We start from the raw sequence: 16,235 nt of genomic DNA, 5'->3' as shown, positions 1-16,235 counted from the left end.
GGTGCGGCGAGAGTGCGTGCCGGGCGTCGCGACGGGGCGAACGTTGCCTGTCGCGGCACTAGAAGCTGCTCAGCGCTCCTCGACCGGAACGAAGTCGCGCTCGACCACGCCCGTGTAGATCTGGCGCGGGCGGCCGATGCGGGAACCCGGCTCCTTGATCATCTCGTGCCACTGGGCGATCCAGCCCGGCAGCCGGCCGAGGGCGAACAGGACCGTGAACATCTCGGTCGGGAAGCCCATGGCCCGGTAGATCAGGCCGGTGTAGAAGTCGACGTTCGGGTACAGCTTGCGCTCGGTGAAGTAGTCGTCGGAGAGCGCGTGCTCCTCCAGCTTCAGCGCGATGTCCAGCAGCTCGTCGGACTTGCCGAGGGCCGACAGGACATCGTGCGCGGCAGCCTTGATGATCTTGGCGCGCGGGTCGAAGTTCTTGTAGACCCGGTGGCCGAAGCCCATCAGGCGGACGCCGTCCTCCTTGTTCTTCACCTTGCGGATGAAGGAGTCGACATCGCCGCCGGAGGCCTGGATGCCCTCGAGCATCTCCAGCACCGACTGGTTGGCACCACCGTGCAGCGGGCCCCACAGGGCGGAGATGCCCGCGGAGATCGAGGCGAACATGTTCGCCTGCGAGGAACCGACCAGGCGCACGGTCGAGGTCGAACAGTTCTGCTCGTGGTCCGCGTGCAGGATCAGCAGCTTGTCGAGCGCGGCCACGACGACCGGGTCCAGCTCGTACTCCTGAGCCGGCACCGAGAAGGTCATCCGCAGGAAGTTCTCGACGTAACCGAGGTCGTTGCGCGGGTAGACGAACGGGTGGCCGATCGACTTCTTGTACGCGTACGCCGCGATCGTCGGGAGCTTGGCGAGCAGACGGATCGTGGAGAGGTTGCGCTGCGTCTCGTCGAACGGGTTGTGGCTGTCCTGGTAGAAGGTGGACAGCGCCGAGACGACCGACGACAGCATGGCCATCGGGTGGGCGTCGCGCGGGAAGCCCTTGTAGAAGTTCTTGACGTCCTCGTGCAGCAGGGTGTGCCGCGTGATCTCGTCCCGGAACCGGGTGAGCTCGTCGACCGTCGGCAGCTCACCGTTGATCAGCAGGTAGGCCACCTCCAGGAAGGTGGAGCGTTCGGCCAGCTGCTCGATCGGGTAGCCGCGGTACCGGAGGATGCCCTGCTCGCCGTCGAGGTAGGTGATGGCGGATTTATAGGCGGCCGTGTTCCCGTAACCGCTGTCCAGGGTCACGAGACCGGTCTGGGCCCGGAGCTTGCCGATGTCGAAGCCCTTGTCCCCGACGGTGCCGTCGATCACCGGGTAGGTGTACTCGCTGCCGTCGTACCGCAGTACTACAGAGTTGTCGCTCACGTCTTCCCTCACCGACGTAGTGCCTCATCTTCGAGGTGCCCTGACTGTCTCTACCATCCCCCATTTGGCTCAGGAGAGTGCACTCGGGGTCGACCATTGGGCTTATCGGCGGCACTCAGTGCCGCCAACCTGCTCATCCTGCCCCCTCGATTCCCCATCCGGAAGTACTGTGTGACGTTTGCGACTCGTTTGATCGATCATTTCTTGCGGAGGGGATCCGCGAGCCTGAAGTCGAGGGCTGTGCAACGCCGTCCCGCCGACACCGTGCGCACCGCCTGGCCGATCGCCTTGCGCGAACCGACCAGGACGACCAGCTTCTTGGCGCGGGTGACCGCCGTGTAGAGCAGGTTGCGCTGAAGCATCATCCAGGCGCCCGTGGTCACCGGGATGACGACCGCCGGGTACTCACTTCCCTGCGAGCGGTGGATGGTCACCGCATAGGCATGTGCCAGTTCGTCCAGTTCGTCGAATTCGTACGGAACCTCCTCGTCCTCGTCCGTCAGCACCGTGAGGCGCTGGTCGACCGGGTCGAGCGAGGTGACCACGCCCACGGTGCCGTTGAAGACACCGTTGTTCCCTTTCTCGTAATTGTTGCGAATCTGGGTGACCTTGTCGCCGACGCGGAACACCCGGCCGCCGAACCGCTTCTCGGACAGGTCCGGGCGGCCCGGCGTGATGGCCTGCTGGAGCAGTCCGTTGAGGGTGCCGGCGCCCGCCGGGCCCCGGTGCATGGGCGCCAGGACCTGCACGTCCCGGCGCGGGTCCAGGCCGAATCTGGCCGGGATACGACGGGCGGCCACATCCACCGTGAGCCGGCCGGCCTCCTCCGTGTCGTCCTCGACGAAGAGGAAGAAGTCCTTCATGCCGTCGGTGAGGGGATGCTGTCCCGCGTTGATCCGGTGGGCGTTCGTCACCACCCCCGACTGCTGGGCCTGGCGGAAGACACGGGTGAGGCGGACGGCGGGGACGGGACTGCCGTCGGCCAGGAGGTCTCTGAGGACCTCCCCCGCGCCGACGCTGGGGAGCTGATCGACGTCGCCGACGAAGAGGAGATGCGCGCCAGGCGGTACGGCCTTGACGAGCTTGTTGGCGAGGAGGAGGTCGAGCATGGAGGCCTCGTCCACGACCACGAGGTCGGCGTCCAGGGGGCGGTCCTTGTCGTACGCCGCGTCACCGCCGGGCTTGAGTTCCAGCAGGCGGTGGACGGTGGAGGCCTCGGCGCCGGTCAGTTCCGCGAGGCGCTTGGCGGCCCGGCCGGTCGGGGCGGCGAGGACGACCTTGGCCTTCTTGGCGCGGGCCAGCTCCACGATCGAGCGCACCGTGAACGACTTGCCGCAGCCGGGGCCGCCGGTGAGGACGGCGACCTTCTTCGTCAACGCCAGCTTGACGGCGGCCTCCTGCTCGGGGGCGAGGTCGGCGCCCGTACGGCCCTTCAGCCAGGTCAGCGCCTTGTCCCAGGCGACCTCCCGGAAGGACGGCATCCGGTCGTCCTCGGTGCGCAGAAGGCGCAGCAGCTGGGCGGATAGGGAGAGTTCGGCGCGGTGGAAGGGGACGAGGTAGACGGCGGTGACGGGCTCTCCTCCGTCCGGCCCCGGCACCTTCTCCCGTACGACACCGGGCTCGTCGCCGTCTTCAGGGGGCGACGCCAGCTCGGCGAGGCACTCGATGACGAGGCCGGTGTCCACCTGGAGGAGCTTGACCGCGTCGGCGATCAGGCGCTCCTCGGGGAGGTAGCAGTGCCCCTGGTCGGCGGACTGCGAAAGGGCGTACTGCAGGCCCGCCTTGACCCTTTCCGGGCTGTCGTGCGGGATACCGACGGACTGAGCGATCTTGTCGGCGGTCAGGAAGCCGATGCCCCAGACGTCGGCGGCGAGGCGGTAGGGCTGGTTCTTCACGACGGAGATCGAGGCGTCGCCGTACTTCTTGTAGATGCGCACGGCGATGGAGGTGGACACCTCGACGGTCTGGAGGAAGAGCATGACCTCCTTGATCGCCTTCTGCTCCTCCCAGGCGTCGGCGATCTTCTTCGTCCGCTTGGGGCCGAGGCCGGGCACCTCGATGAGCCGCTTGGGCTCCTCCTCGATGATCTTCAGGGTGTCCAGGCCGAAGTGCTGGGTGATGCGGTCGGCGAAGACGGGTCCGATGCCCTTGACCAGTCCTGAGCCCAGGTAGCGGCGGATGCCCTGGACGGTGGCCGGGAGGACGGTCGTGTAGTTCTCGACGGTGAACTGCTTGCCGTACTGGGGGTGACTGCCCCAGCGGCCCTCCATGCGCAGGGACTCCCCGACCTGGGCGCCGAGCAGCGCGCCGACGACCGTCAGAAGGTCGCCGTCGCCTCTGCCTGTGTCGACACGGGCGACGGTGTAGCCGTTCTCCTCGTTGGCGTACGTGATCCGCTCCAGTACGCCCTCGAGTACGGCCAGTCGTCGCTCCCCGTTCCCTGCCTGGTTGGACATGATCCGAAGGTACAGCGCGGGTCCGACACAGCGCCGGGACAAGGGCCGGCGGGCCCTGGGGCCTGTGAGCGCTCATCCGAGCACGACCATCACGATCCGGTCTCGGACTCTTGCCAACCCGCCTGTAATCGATTCCAATCCTCCGTGTAATCGATTCCACGAGGAGGTGGGAGCGGCGATGGCGAGTATCAAGGACGTTGCCGCCGAGGCGGGGGTCTCCGTCGCCACGGTGTCGCGCGTCCTGAACGATCATCCGTCGGTGAGCACGGACGCACGCACGCGCGTGCTGGCCGCCGTCGAGACACTGGGGTATCGGCCGAACGCCGTCGCCCGGTCGCTGCGCACCGATCAGACCCGGACCCTCGGGCTGGTCATCAGCGACGTACTGAATCCGTACTTCACGGAACTGGCCCGCTCCGTCGAGGAGGAGGCCCGCGCCCTCGGGTACAGCGTCATCATCGGGAACGCCGACGAGCGGCCCGAGTTGCAGGACCATCACGTACGGACCCTGCTCGATCGCCGGATCGACGGGCTGCTCGTCTCCCCCACCGACGGTGGCTCCCCGCTCATGCTGGACGCCGCCCGCGCCGGGACGCCCATGGTGTTCGTGGACCGGTGGATCCCGGGGGTCGACGTGCCCGTCGTCAGGGCGGACGGCCGGGCCGCCGTACGGGATCTCGTCGCGCATCTGCACGGGCTGGGGCACCGGCGGCTCGCCATCATCGCCGGCCCCGCGGCCACCACCACCGGCAGCGAGCGCGTCGAGGCCTTCCGGGACGCCATGGCCGAGTACGGGCTTCCCCTCCCCGACGCCTATATAGGCCAGGGCGACTTCCAGGCCGACAGCGGGCGTCGGGTCACCGAGGGGTTTCTGGAGCTGGCCGAGCCGCCCGAGGTTGTCTTCGCCGCCGACAACCTGATGGCGCTCGGCGCGCTGGACGCCGTACGCGCGCGCGGGTTGCGGATTCCCGACGACATCGCGCTCGCCGCGTTCGACGACATCCGCTGGTTCGTGCACACCGATCCGCCGATCACCGCGATCGCCCAGCCGACCGGTGAGCTGGGGCGGGCCGCCGTCCGTGCGCTGGTCGACCGGATCGAGGGCCGGCCCCCGCAGTCCGTCACCCTCCTCGCCCGTCTCGTCGTACGCCGCTCGTGCGGCGAGTCCGCTCCCCAAGAGCCGTCCCCCGCAATGAACAGGAGGCAGCCGTGAGCAACCCGGACGAGCTGCTGCGCATCGAAGGCATACGCAAGACGTTCCCCGGTGTGGTCGCCCTCGACGGCGTCGACTTCGATCTGCGCCGGGGCGAGGTGCATGTGCTGCTCGGCGAGAACGGCGCGGGCAAGAGCACGCTCATCAAGATGCTGTCCGGTGCCTACACGCCCGACTCCGGGCGGATCCTGGTCGGTGGTGAGCAGGTGCGCATCCATGGTGCGCAGGACTCCGAGCGGCTCGGGATCGCCACCATCTACCAGGAGTTCAATCTCGTTCCCGACCTGACCGTCGCCGAGAACATCTTCCTCGGGCGGCAGCCGCGCCGGCTCGGGATGATCGACCGCAGGCGGATGGAGGCCGAGGCCGCCGAACTGCTGAAGCGGGTCGGCGTCACCGTGTCCCCGCGCGCGCGGGTGCGTGAACTCGGCATCGCACGCCTGCAGATGGTCGAGATCGCCAAGGCGCTCAGTCTGAACGCCCGTGTGCTGATCATGGACGAGCCGACCGCCGTGCTCACCTCCGAGGAGGTCGAGAAGCTCTTCTCCATCGTGCGCGCCCTGCGTGCGGACGGGGTCGGGATCGTCTTCATCACCCACCACCTGGAGGAGATCGCCGCCCTCGGCGACCGGGTCACCGTCATCCGCGACGGCAGGAGCGTCGGGCAGGTCCCCGCCGCCACGCCCGAGGACGAGCTCGTACGCCTCATGGTGGGACGGTCGATCGAGCAGCAGTACCCGCGGGAGCGCACCGACACCGGGGAGGCCCTCCTCAAGGTGGAGGGGCTGACCAGGAACGGCGTCTTCCACGACGTGGGCTTCGAGGTGCGCGCCGGTGAGGTCGTCGGCATCGCAGGCCTCGTGGGCGCCGGCCGTACCGAGGTCGTACGGGCCGTGTTCGGGGCCGACCCCTACGACAAGGGGGCCGTGAAGGTCGCGGGCGCGCAGCTCAGGCGTCATGACGTGGGCGCCGCCATGTCCGCCGGGATCGGGCTCGTCCCCGAGGACCGCAAGGGGCAGGGGCTGGTACTGGACGCCTCCGTCGAGGAGAACCTCGGCCTGGTGACGCTCCGTTCGGCCACCCGTGGCGGGCTCGTCGACCTCAAGGGCCAGCGTGCGGCCGCCGCCCGGATCGCCGGGCAGCTCGGGGTGCGCATGGCGGGCCTCGGCCAGCATGTGCGCACCCTCTCCGGCGGCAACCAGCAGAAGGTCGTCATCGGCAAGTGGCTGCTCGCGGACACCAAGGTGCTCATTCTCGACGAGCCGACGCGCGGGATCGACGTCGGCGCCAAGGTCGAGATCTACCAGCTCATCAATGAACTGACGGCCGCCGGCGCCGCCGTCCTGATGATCTCCAGCGATCTGCCCGAGGTGCTCGGTATGAGCGACCGGGTGCTGGTGATGGCGCAGGGCCGGATCGCGGGCGAACTCCCCGCCGACCGGGCGACCCAGGACGCCGTGATGGCGCTCGCCGTCAGCACTCCTACGACTGGAACGGAGGCCTCCCGTGGCCACTGACACGCTCAAGAGCACGGCGGGCGCGGGTGGCGCCTCCGGCGGACTGCGCCGGCTGCTGCTCGACAACGGCGCGCTCACCGCGCTCATCGTCCTCGTCGTCGCGCTGTCGGCGCTGTCCGGCGACTTCCTGACGACGGACAACCTGCTCAACATCGGCGTCCAGGCCGCCGTCACCGCGATCCTCGCCTTCGGTGTCACCTTCGTGATCGTCTCGGCGGGCATCGATCTGTCGGTCGGTTCGGTGGCCGCCCTCTCCGCCACCGTGCTCGCCTGGAGTGCCACCAACGAGGGCGTCCCGGTCGTGCTGGCGGTGCTGCTGGCGATCGGGACCGGCATCGCGGCCGGCCTGGTCAACGGCTTCCTGATCTCGTACGGGAAGCTGCCGCCGTTCATCGCGACGCTGGCCATGCTGTCGGTGGCCCGCGGTCTGTCGCTGGTCATCTCGCAGGGCTCGCCGATCGCCTTCCCGGACTCGGTGTCGCACCTCGGTGACACGCTCGGCGGCTGGCTGCCGGTGCCGGTGCTCGTGATGATCGTCATGGGGCTGATCACGGCGTTCGTGCTCGGCCGGACGTACATCGGGCGCTCCATGTACGCGATCGGCGGCAACGAGGAGGCGGCCCGGCTGTCGGGGCTGCGGGTGAAGAAGCAGAAGCTCGCGATCTACGCGTTCTCCGGGCTGTTCGCCGCGGCCGCGGGCATCGTGCTCGCCTCCCGGCTGTCCTCCGCGCAGCCGCAGGCCGCGCAGGGCTACGAGTTGGACGCGATCGCCGCGGTCGTCATCGGCGGTGCCTCGCTCGCGGGCGGTACCGGCAAGGCGTCCGGCACGCTGATCGGTGCGCTGATCCTGGCGGTGCTGAGGAACGGCCTCAACCTCCTGTCCGTGTCCGCCTTCTGGCAGCAGGTCGTCATCGGTGTCGTGATCGCGCTGGCGGTGCTGCTCGACACGGTGCGGCGCAAGGCGGGGGCGAGTGCGGCACCGGCCGGGGCCGGTGGCGGCAACAAGGGCAAGCAGGCGCTGACGTACGTACTCGCCGCCGTGGTCGCCACGGCGATCGTGGGCGCGACCTCGCTGCTGCACAGCGGCTCCTCGTCCACGACGCAGAAGGTCGGGCTGTCGCTGTCCACGCTCAACAACCCGTTCTTCGTGCAGATCCGGGCGGGTGCGGAGGCGGAGGCGAAGAAGCTCGGCGTCGACCTCACCGTCACCGACGCGCAGAACGACGCCTCGCAGCAGGCCAACCAGCTGCAGAACTTCACCAGCGAGGGCCTGTCCTCGATCATCGTGAACCCGGTGGACTCGGACGCGGCCGGGCCGGCCGTACGGGCCGCCAACAAGGCGGACATCCCCGTCGTCGGCGTCGACCGAGGCGTCAACAAGGCGGACACGGCAGCCCTGGTGGCCTCCGACAACGTCGAGGGCGGCGAACTGGGCGCCAAGGCGCTCGCCGAGAAGCTCGGCGGCCGGGGCACGATCGTGATCCTGCAGGGCCAGGCCGGCACCTCCGCCAGCCGGGAGCGCGGCGCCGGCTTCGCCGAGGGCCTGAAGGCCTACCCGGGCATCAAGGTCGTCGCCAAGCAGCCCGCCGACTTCGACCGCACCAAGGGCCTCGACGTGATGACGAACCTGCTCCAGGCCCACCCGGACATCGACGGCGTCTTCGCGGAGAACGACGAGATGGCGCTCGGCGCGATCAAGGCGCTGGGATCGAAGGCCGGGAAGTCGGTCCAGGTCGTCGGTTTCGACGGCACGCCGGACGGGCTGAAGGCGGTCGAGGCGGGCACGCTGTACGCGTCGGTGGCGCAGCAGCCCAGGGAACTGGGCAGGATTGCGGTGGACAACGCGCTGCGGGCCGCCGACGGCGAGAAGGTCAGCGAGACGGTGAAGGTGCCGGTGAAGGTGGTCACGAAGGAGAACGTGGCCGGCTTCGGCGGCTGACACCGGGCAACAGGCGGGCGCCCCTCGGTGCGGGCGCCCGCCTCAAGTCACCTACCAGGGGAGACATTGATGTACGACTACGACCTGCTGGTCGTAGGGTCGGCCAACGCCGACCTGGTGATCGGGGTCGAGCGGCGGCCGGCGGCCGGCGAGACGGTGCTCGGCTCCGACCTGGCCGTCCACCCGGGCGGCAAGGGCGCGAACCAGGCGGTCGCGGCCGCCCGTCTCGGTGCCCGTACGGCCCTGCTGGCCCGGGTCGGCGACGACGCGCACGGCCGGCTGCTGCTCGACTCGCAGCGGGCGGCCGGCGTCGACACGGTGGGCGTCCTGGTGGGCGGCGCGCCGACCGGCGTCGCGCTGATCACCGTGGACCCGTCCGGCGACAACAGCATCGTGGTGTCGCCGGGGGCGAACGGGAAGCTCACGCCCGAGGACGTGCGGGCGGCGGGCAGCCTCTTCCACGCCTCGCGGGTGGTGTCGGCGCAGCTGGAGATCCCGCTGGAGACGGTCGTGGAGGCGGTACGGAGCCTGGGGCCCGACAGCCGGTTCGTGCTGAACCCGTCCCCGCCGCGGCCGCTGCCGCAGGAGGTGCTGGCGGCCTGCGATCCGCTGATCCTGAACGAGCACGAGGCGAAGGTGATCCTGGGCGACGCCCTGGTCGGCGACGACCCCGCGGACTGGGCGCGGCTCCTGCTGGCGCGCGGCCCGCGTTCGGTGGTCGTGACGTTGGGGGCCGAGGGCTCGCTGGTGGCCGACTCCCAGGGGGTGACCCGGGTGGCGTCCGTGAAGGTGGACGCCGTGGACACGACGGGCGCCGGCGACGCCTTCACGGCGGCGCTGGCCTGGAAGCTGGGCGCGGGCGCGTCCCTGGCCGAGGCGGCGGCGTACGCGGCCCGCGTCGGGGCGGCGGCCGTCACAAAGCGGGGCGCGCAGGAGTCCTTCCCGACCGCGGCGGAGGTCGCGGCACTGTGAAGAAGGCCGGAATCCTGAACCGTCATCTCTCCGGCGCACTGGCCGAACTGGGCCACGGCGACGGGGTACTGGTGTGCGACGCCGGTATGCCGATACCCGGCGGGCCGCGCGTCGTCGACCTGGCCTTCCGGGCCGGAGTCCCGTCCTTCGCCGAGGTCCTCGACGGCCTGCTGGCCGAGCTGGTGATCGAGGGCGCGACCGCCGCGACCGAGGTGCGGGAAGCCAACCCGGCGGCATCAGCGCTGCTGGACGGCCACTTCCCCGAGCTGACGCTGGTCTCCCACGAGAGGCTCAAGGAGCTGTCGGCGGGCGCGCGGCTGGTCGTACGGACGGGGGAGGCCCGGCCGTACGCGAATGTGCTGCTGCGGTGCGGGGTGTTCTTCTGACGCCCACGGCTTCGCATTCTCTCCGGGTTCTTTTCCGGCCGGGCTCCCTACCCTGTTCTCATGCTGGTGCAGGAGTTCCGGACCGAGGTCGTGCCGGCCGGCGAGCGGTGGGACCTGTGGCAGGACATCGCCGGGCGGACCCACCTGCCCAACCTGCTGCGCAGCGAGCGGGAGGACGACTTCCTGGCGACGATGCGGGTACTGCCGCTCGGCGACGTACAGATCGCCGAACTGCGCTGCCCGCAGCTGGACACGGTGCGCACGGCCCGGGGCATCCGGCGGTTCGACCCGGAGGTCTTCCAGGTCAACTGCCAGTTCAGGGGCGAGGGGTGCGCCACGCAGAACGGACGCGAGAGCACGTTCCGCAGAGGTGACCTCGTCCTCGTCGACAGCAGCCTGCCGTACGAGGCACGGCTCACCGAGGTGTCCGCGCCCCTGTCGTGCATGATCGTCACGCTCCCCCACGCTCTGCTGCCGCTGCCGCCGAGGACGATCCGCCGGGTGCTGGCCGCGCCGGTCCCGCTCGGCCACGGCATGGGCGGGGCCCTGTACCGCTGGCTGGCCGATGTCGCCACCCGCGCCGACGAGTTCACGCCGGCCGACGCCCCCGCCCTGGCGTCGGTGACGACGGATCTGCTCGCCACCGTGCTCGGCCGCTGCCTGGACGTCGAGGACGCGATGACCCCGGAGTCACGCCGGCGTGCCCTGCACATACGCATCCGGGACTTCATCGACCAGAACCTCGGCGATCCGTCCCTGTCCCCCGCCACCATCGCGGCCGCCCACGGCATCTCGGTGCGCCACCTCCACCAGCTGTTCGCCGAGGAGGGCGCGACACCGGCGGCCTGGATCCGGCACCGCCGCCTGGAACGCTGCCGCCGCGACCTCACCGACCCGCGCCTGCGCGGCCGTTCCATCCAGGCCGTGGCCGCCCGCTGGGGCTTCGGCGACCCCGCGACCTTCAGTCGGCTCTTCCGCCGCGCCTACGGGACGACGCCGAGGGACTACCGGCACCACGACCATCGCCGGCACGCATGACGATATGCAGGAATTGTCAAGATCCGTGCACGCGCGGCCAAGGAATCAAGGGCCCGTCCTTGTCATCCTTGCGCTTGTGCACAGCTGAACGGCGTGCACGGCGGGGAAGCACCGGGGGGACCGGCGTGCGGTACCGATGCCGTCGTAGTCGGCGTCGACGACCGGCACCGCACGCCGGGCTGCCGCCGACCATGACCGTCAGTCCAGCTGGCGCACCATGAACACGTCCACCGGATCCTCGGACTCGACCGTGAACCCGTGCCGCTCGTACAGCTGTTGGGCCCGACTGCCCTGCAGCACGTTCAACCGGACGAGGACACCGCGACGGTCACACCGCTCCAGCAGCTCGCGCAGCACGCCCGAACCGATACCGCTGCCCTGAAGAGGCGGGGCCAGGTAGAAGTGCTCCAGCCAGTGGGCGTCCTCGGCCGGTCGCAGCGCCACGCAGCCGGCGAACGCACCGCCCACCTCGATCACCCAGGTGTGGGCCGGGTCGAATCCGTCCCGCAGCCGCTGCCGCACCCGCTGCTCGTCGTACCGCCCGAGCCGTTCCAGATCCGCCCGCAGCACCACGGCACGCAACTCGGCCACCGCCTCGACGTCCGACGCCGCCGCCTGCCGCATACCCCAGTCCGCCATGATCGCCACGCTACCGGGCAGGCAAAGGCAGTGGACAAAGATCGCGCGAGCGGCAGACTGGCCCCATGACCGCATCGGATGCCAAGGCAGACCTCCACTTCTACCTGCAGTCCGCCCGCGATGCCCTGCTCTGGAAGCTCGAAGGACTCTCGGAGTACGACATCCGCCGCCCGCGGACGCCGACCGGCACGAACCTGCTGGGCCTGGTGAAACACGTGGCCACCATGGAACTGGGCTACCTCGGCGACACCTTCGGACGGCCGTCCGGCGAGCCGCTGCCCTGGCTCGCGGACGCTGCCGAGTCCAACGGGGACATGTGGGCCACCGCCGACGAGTCACGCGAGCAGATCGTGGGGCTCTACCGCCGGGCGTGGGCGCACGCGGACGCGACGATCGACGCGCTGTCGCTGGACACGGTCGGCAAGGTGCCGTGGTGGCCGGCCGACAGAAACGAAGTGACGTTGCATCATGCCGTGGTGCGCGTGATCGCCGACACGCACCGGCACGCCGGGCACGCCGACATCATCCGGGAACTCACGGACGGTGCCGTCGGGATGAACAAGGGCAACGACAGCATGCCGCCGGGCGACGCGGCATGGTGGGAGAACTACCGAGGCCGGCTGGAGCGCGCAGCTCAGGAAGCCGACCGGCACGAGTGACTTCGGCGGCTGATCCCGGGTGGCCCGCATTCCGGCACGGACGGGCCACCCGGTAATCCCTACGCGGTGTGCTCCACGAACCGCCGGGCCGTCTCCGCCAGCACCTCCCGTCCGTCCCGGGCCCACAGCTCCTCGTTGAACAGCTCGACCTCGATGGGACCGGTGTACCCGGCCGCCTCGACGTAGCTCTTCCACTTCCGCATGTCGATCGCGCCGTCGCCGATCTGACCGCGGCCGTTCAGCACGCCCTCCGGCAAGGGTGTCGTCCAGTCGGCGAGTTGGAAGGTGTGGATACGGCCGCCGGCGCCCGCGCGGGCGATCTGCGCGGGGGCGGTGTCGTCCCACCAGATGTGGTACGTGTCCACCGTGACGCCGACCTGGTGCGCGGGGAAGCGTTCCGCGAGGTCCAGGGCCTGGGTGAGAGTGGAGACGACGCAGCGGTCGGCTGCGTACATCGGGTGGAGGGGCTCGATGGCGAGGCGTACGCCGTGGGACTCCGCGTAGGGGCCCAGCTCCGCCAGCGCGTCCGCGATGCGCTCCCGGGCGCCGTGCAGGTCCTTGGAGCCGGGCGGCAGGCCGCCGGAGACCAGGACGAGGGTGTCGGTGCCGAGGGTGGCGGCCTCGTCGATGGCGCGGCGGTTGTCGGCCAGGGCGTGGGCACGCTCGTCCGGGTCGATCGCGGTGAAGAAGCCGCCGCGGCACAACGTCGTCACCGTCAGGCCCGCGTCCCGGACCAGTTTCGCCGTCGCCTCCACGCCGTACGACTGGACCGGCTCGCGCCACAGGCCCACGCCGGGGACCTCCAACGCGACGCATGCCTCGACCAGTTCCGGCATCGACAGCTGCTTCACCGTCATCTGGTTGATGGAGAAGCGGGAAAGGTCACCGGTCACTGGGTCACCCCGTACAGTGCGAGCAGGTTCTTCATCCGGTCCTCCGCCAGCTTTGAGTCCGGGAACAGGCCCAGGGCGTCGGCGAGTTCGTAGGCGCGGGCGAAGTGCGGGAGGGAGCGGGCCGACTGCAGGCCGCCGACCATCGTGAAGTGGGACTGGTGGCCGGCCAGCCAGGCCAGGAACACCACGCCCGTCTTGTAGAAGCGGGTCGGGGCCTGGAAGAGGTGGCGGGACAGCTCGACGGTCGGGTCGAGGAGTTCACGGAAGCCCTTGACGTCCCCCGTGTCCAGCACCCGTACCGCCTCGGACGCCAGCGGGCCCAGCGGGTCGAAGATGCCGAGCAGGGCGTGGCTGAAGCCCTGCTCGTCGCCCGCGATCAGCTCGGGGTAGTTGAAGTCGTCGCCGGTGTAGCAGCGGACGCCGCCCGGGAGGCGGCGGCGCAGGTCGATCTCCCGCTGGGCGTCCAGGAGGGAGACCTTGATGCCGTCGACCTTGTCGGGGTGGGCGGCGATGACCTCAAGAAACGTCTCGGTCGCCGCGTCGAGGTCGCCCGACCCCCAGTAGCCCTCCAGCGCCGGGTCGAACATCGGGCCCAGCCAGTGCAGGATCACCGGCTCGGCGGACTGGCGCAGGAGGTGGCCGTAGACCTCCAGGTAGTCCTCGGGGCCCCGGGCTGCCGCCGCGAGTGCCCGGGACGCCATGAGGATGGCCTGCGCGCCCGACCCCTCGACGAGCGCGAGCTGCTCCTCGTAGGCCGCCCGGACCTCGGCGAGGGATGCCGGGGCGGTGATCTGGTCGGTGCCGACGCCGCAGGCGATACGCCCGCCCACGCCACGGGCCTCCGCCGCCGACCGCCGGATCAGCTCCGCCGCACCCGCCCAGTCCAGGCCCATCCCCCGCTGGGCGGTGTCCATCGCCTCGGCGACGCCGAGCCCGTGGGACCACAGGTGGCGGCGGAAGGCGAGGGTGGCGTCCCAGTCGACGGCGGCTGGTGAGTCGGGGGTGACGTCGGCGAACGGGTCGGCGACCACGTGGGCCGCGGAGAAGACCGTACGGCAGGAGAAACCCGCGCAGGGGGTGAGAGCGAGGGGCTCGGAGCGGGGCTCGTAGGTCCGCAGCTCGCCGGCGGCATCAGGGAGTCGGATGGTCACAGCGCAATCTCCGGTACGTCGATACGGCGGCCCTCGGCCGTGGACTTGAGGCCCAGCTCGGCGAGCTGGACGCCACGGGCGCCGGCGAGCAGGTCCCAGTGGTAGGGGGCGTCGGCGTAGACGTGCTTGAGGAACAGCTCCCACTGGGCCTTGAAGCCGTTGTCGAACTCGGCGTTGTCCGGGACCTCCTGCCACTGGTCGCGGAAGGAGTAGGTGGCCGGGATGTCCGGGTTCCAGACCGGCTTGGGGGTGGCGCTGCGGTGCTGGACGCGGCAGTTGCGCAGGCCGGCGACCGCCGAGCCCTCCGTGCCGTCCACCTGGAACTCGACCAGCTCGTCGCGGTTGACGCGCACGGCCCACGACGAGTTGATCTGGGCGATCGCGCCGCCCTCCAGCTCGAAGATGCCGTAGGCGGCGTCGTCGGCGGTGGCGTCGTAGGGCTTGCCGTTCTCGTCCCAGCGCTGCGGGATGTGGGTGGCGGTCAGGGCCTGGACGGACCGCACCCGGCCGAACAGTTCGTGCAGGACGTACTCCCAGTGCGGGAACATGTCGACGACGATGCCGCCGCCGTCCTCGGCGCGGTAGTTCCAGGAGGGGCGCTGGGCGGGCTGCCAGTCGCCCTCGAAGACCCAGTAGCCGAACTCGCCGCGCACGGACAGGATCCGGCCGAAGAAGCCGCCGTCGATGAGCCGCTTGAGCTTCAGCAGGCCCGGGAGGAAGAGCTTGTCCTGGACGACGCCGTGCTTGATGCCCTTCCCGGCCGCCAGGCGGGCCAGCTCCAGGGCACCCTCGAGTCCGGTGGCCGTGGGCTTCTCTGTGTAGATGTGCTTTCCGGCCTCGATCGCCTTCTTAATGGCCTCCTCGCGGGCCGAGGTGACCTGGGCGTCGAAGTAGATGTCCACGGTGTCGTCGGCGAGGACCGCGTCCACGTCCGTGGAGAGGTGTTCCAGCCCGTGCCGCTCGGCGAGTGCCTTCAGGGCATGCTCGCGGCGGCCGATGAGGATCGGTTCCGGCCACAGCACGGTGCCGTCGCCGAGGTCGAGGCCGCCCTGTTCGCGGATGGCCAGGATGGAGCGGACGAGGTGCTGGCGGTAGCCCATGCGCCCGGTCACACCGTTCATGGCGATACGCACCGTCTTGCGTGTCACGTCGTTCCCTTCGTGGGCGTCTGGTCCGCCCCGTTGAGCGTCTGGATTCCCTGGATTCACTGATGCCACCGGTGCTACTGGTAAGCCGTACAGCAAGCGCTTTCTATCCCATGAGAAGCTAGCCTCTGACCAGTGGTTGAGACAAGGCCATGACCGCCTCGAGTTGTTCGAGGGGGCGAACAAGCGGGGTTCTGGGCCTTATGGTCTGCACGAAACCGTGGCCAGTGCACTGCACGTGTATGACGACGTACGTATGACGACGTACGAGCACCGCATGTGTATGACGACGTACGACAAGACGCGCGACCGGAGGACGACGAGATGACGGTGACCCTGGCGGACGTGGCGGCCCGCGCGCAGGTCTCGCCCGCGACGGTGTCGCGCGTGCTGAACGGGAACTACCCGGTGGCCGCCTCCACCCGGGAGCGGGTGCTCAAGGCGGTCGACGAGCTGGACTACGTGCTCAACGGCCCCGCCAGCGCGCTCGCCGCCGCGACCTCCGACCTGGTCGGGATCCTGGTCAACGACATCGCCGACCCCTTCTTCGGGATCATGGCGAGCGCGATCCAGTCCGAGATCGGCGGGCCGGGCGGGCGCGCGGGCGGTGAGCGGCTGGCCGTCGTCTGCAACACGGGCGGCTCCCCGGAGCGCGAGCTGACCTACCTCACCCTGCTCCAGCGGCAGCGGGCCGCGGCGGTCGTCCTGACCGGCGGCGCGATCGAGGACGCCTCGCATGTGGCGGCGGTGTCCGCGAAGCTGCGGAAACTGACGGACGCCGGGACGCGGGTGGTGCTGTGCGGCCGGCCGCCGGCGCCGGACACGTCCGCGGTCGCGCTGACCTTCGACAACCGGGGAGGGGGCCGGC

General features: G+C 70.2%; 14 protein-coding genes. 8 read left to right on the top strand and 6 right to left on the bottom strand.

What is annotated here, in order from left to right; genetic code table 11:
- Positions 1–69: 69 nt before the first annotated feature.
- Entirely contained in the window at positions 70–1,359 is a 1,290-nt protein-coding gene (locus ACTWQJ_RS27455) for a citrate synthase (RefSeq protein WP_443309223.1), read from the bottom strand.
- Between the two features lie 197 nt (positions 1,360–1,556).
- Positions 1,557–3,815, bottom strand: a complete 2,259-nt coding sequence (gene recD2 / locus ACTWQJ_RS27450) for an SF1B family DNA helicase RecD2 (protein ID WP_443309222.1) — start codon at positions 3,813–3,815, stop codon at positions 1,557–1,559.
- 178 nt (positions 3,816–3,993) lie between these two features.
- On the opposite strand from recD2, the gene ACTWQJ_RS27445 reads away from it, so the two are divergent.
- The 6 genes from ACTWQJ_RS27445 to ACTWQJ_RS27420 all read left to right on the top strand — a co-directional run bounded on the left by ACTWQJ_RS27445 (position 3,994) and on the right by ACTWQJ_RS27420 (position 10,880).
- Positions 3,994–5,028 carry a LacI family DNA-binding transcriptional regulator gene (locus tag ACTWQJ_RS27445; protein WP_443309221.1) on the top strand — a complete coding sequence of 345 codons (1,035 nt, stop codon included), beginning with the start codon at positions 3,994–3,996 and terminating at the stop codon, positions 5,026–5,028.
- On the top strand, positions 5,025–6,545 hold the full coding sequence (locus ACTWQJ_RS27440) for a sugar ABC transporter ATP-binding protein (protein ID WP_443309220.1): 1,521 nt from the start codon (positions 5,025–5,027) through the stop codon (positions 6,543–6,545). Before ACTWQJ_RS27445 ends, ACTWQJ_RS27440 begins: the two co-directional genes overlap by 4 nt.
- Positions 6,535–8,484, top strand: a complete 1,950-nt coding sequence (locus ACTWQJ_RS27435; protein WP_443309219.1) for an ABC transporter permease/substrate-binding protein — start codon at positions 6,535–6,537, stop codon at positions 8,482–8,484. The genes ACTWQJ_RS27440 and ACTWQJ_RS27435 overlap by 11 nt, the downstream gene beginning before the upstream one ends.
- 69 nt (positions 8,485–8,553) lie before the next feature.
- Positions 8,554–9,456 (top strand): ribokinase, encoded by a 903-nt coding sequence (locus ACTWQJ_RS27430; RefSeq protein ID WP_443309218.1) that lies wholly within the window; start codon positions 8,554–8,556, stop codon positions 9,454–9,456.
- Positions 9,453–9,842 (top strand): D-ribose pyranase, encoded by a 390-nt coding sequence (gene rbsD / locus ACTWQJ_RS27425; protein WP_224738040.1) that lies wholly within the window; start codon positions 9,453–9,455, stop codon positions 9,840–9,842. The genes ACTWQJ_RS27430 and rbsD overlap by 4 nt, the downstream gene beginning before the upstream one ends.
- Before the next feature lie 60 nt (positions 9,843–9,902).
- Positions 9,903–10,880 carry an AraC-like ligand-binding domain-containing protein gene (locus ACTWQJ_RS27420; RefSeq protein WP_443309217.1) on the top strand — a complete coding sequence of 326 codons (978 nt, stop codon included), beginning with the start codon at positions 9,903–9,905 and terminating at the stop codon, positions 10,878–10,880.
- Between the two features lie 198 nt (positions 10,881–11,078).
- On the opposite strand, the gene ACTWQJ_RS27415 is transcribed toward ACTWQJ_RS27420, so the two are convergent.
- Complete coding sequence (locus ACTWQJ_RS27415; RefSeq protein WP_443309216.1) at positions 11,079–11,519, bottom strand: GNAT family N-acetyltransferase; 441 nt, start codon at positions 11,517–11,519, stop codon at positions 11,079–11,081.
- Between the two features lie 65 nt (positions 11,520–11,584).
- On the opposite strand from ACTWQJ_RS27415, the gene ACTWQJ_RS27410 reads away from it, so the two are divergent.
- Positions 11,585–12,178, top strand: a complete 594-nt coding sequence (locus ACTWQJ_RS27410; RefSeq protein WP_443309215.1) for a DinB family protein — start codon at positions 11,585–11,587, stop codon at positions 12,176–12,178.
- Positions 12,179–12,237: 59 nt separating this feature from the next.
- Here ACTWQJ_RS27410 and ACTWQJ_RS27405 read toward each other — a convergent pair whose 3' ends face one another.
- The 3 genes from ACTWQJ_RS27405 to ACTWQJ_RS27395 are packed head-to-tail and all read right to left on the bottom strand — an operon-like array spanning position 12,238 to position 15,370.
- On the bottom strand, positions 12,238–13,035 hold the full coding sequence (locus ACTWQJ_RS27405; protein WP_443309224.1) for a sugar phosphate isomerase/epimerase family protein: 798 nt from the start codon (positions 13,033–13,035) through the stop codon (positions 12,238–12,240).
- A gap of 32 nt (positions 13,036–13,067) precedes the next feature.
- Complete coding sequence (locus tag ACTWQJ_RS27400; protein WP_443309214.1) at positions 13,068–14,222, bottom strand: dihydrodipicolinate synthase family protein; 1,155 nt, start codon at positions 14,220–14,222, stop codon at positions 13,068–13,070.
- Positions 14,219–15,370: a Gfo/Idh/MocA family protein gene (locus ACTWQJ_RS27395; RefSeq protein WP_385510221.1), complete on the bottom strand. Its 1,152-nt coding sequence runs from the start codon at positions 15,368–15,370 to the stop codon at positions 14,219–14,221. The genes ACTWQJ_RS27400 and ACTWQJ_RS27395 overlap by 4 nt, the downstream gene beginning before the upstream one ends.
- Positions 15,371–15,691: 321 nt before the next feature.
- On the opposite strand from ACTWQJ_RS27395, the gene ACTWQJ_RS27390 reads away from it, so the two are divergent.
- Positions 15,692–16,235 (top strand): LacI family DNA-binding transcriptional regulator (locus ACTWQJ_RS27390; RefSeq protein WP_443309213.1); only part of this gene is annotated, 544 nt, incomplete at its 3' end.

Source organism: Streptomyces sp. KR55 (genome assembly GCF_052245645.1).
GTDB classification, from domain to species: domain Bacteria; phylum Actinomycetota; class Actinomycetes; order Streptomycetales; family Streptomycetaceae; genus Streptomyces; species Streptomyces flavusporus.
This window is presented reverse-complemented; position numbering and strand designations above follow the sequence as displayed.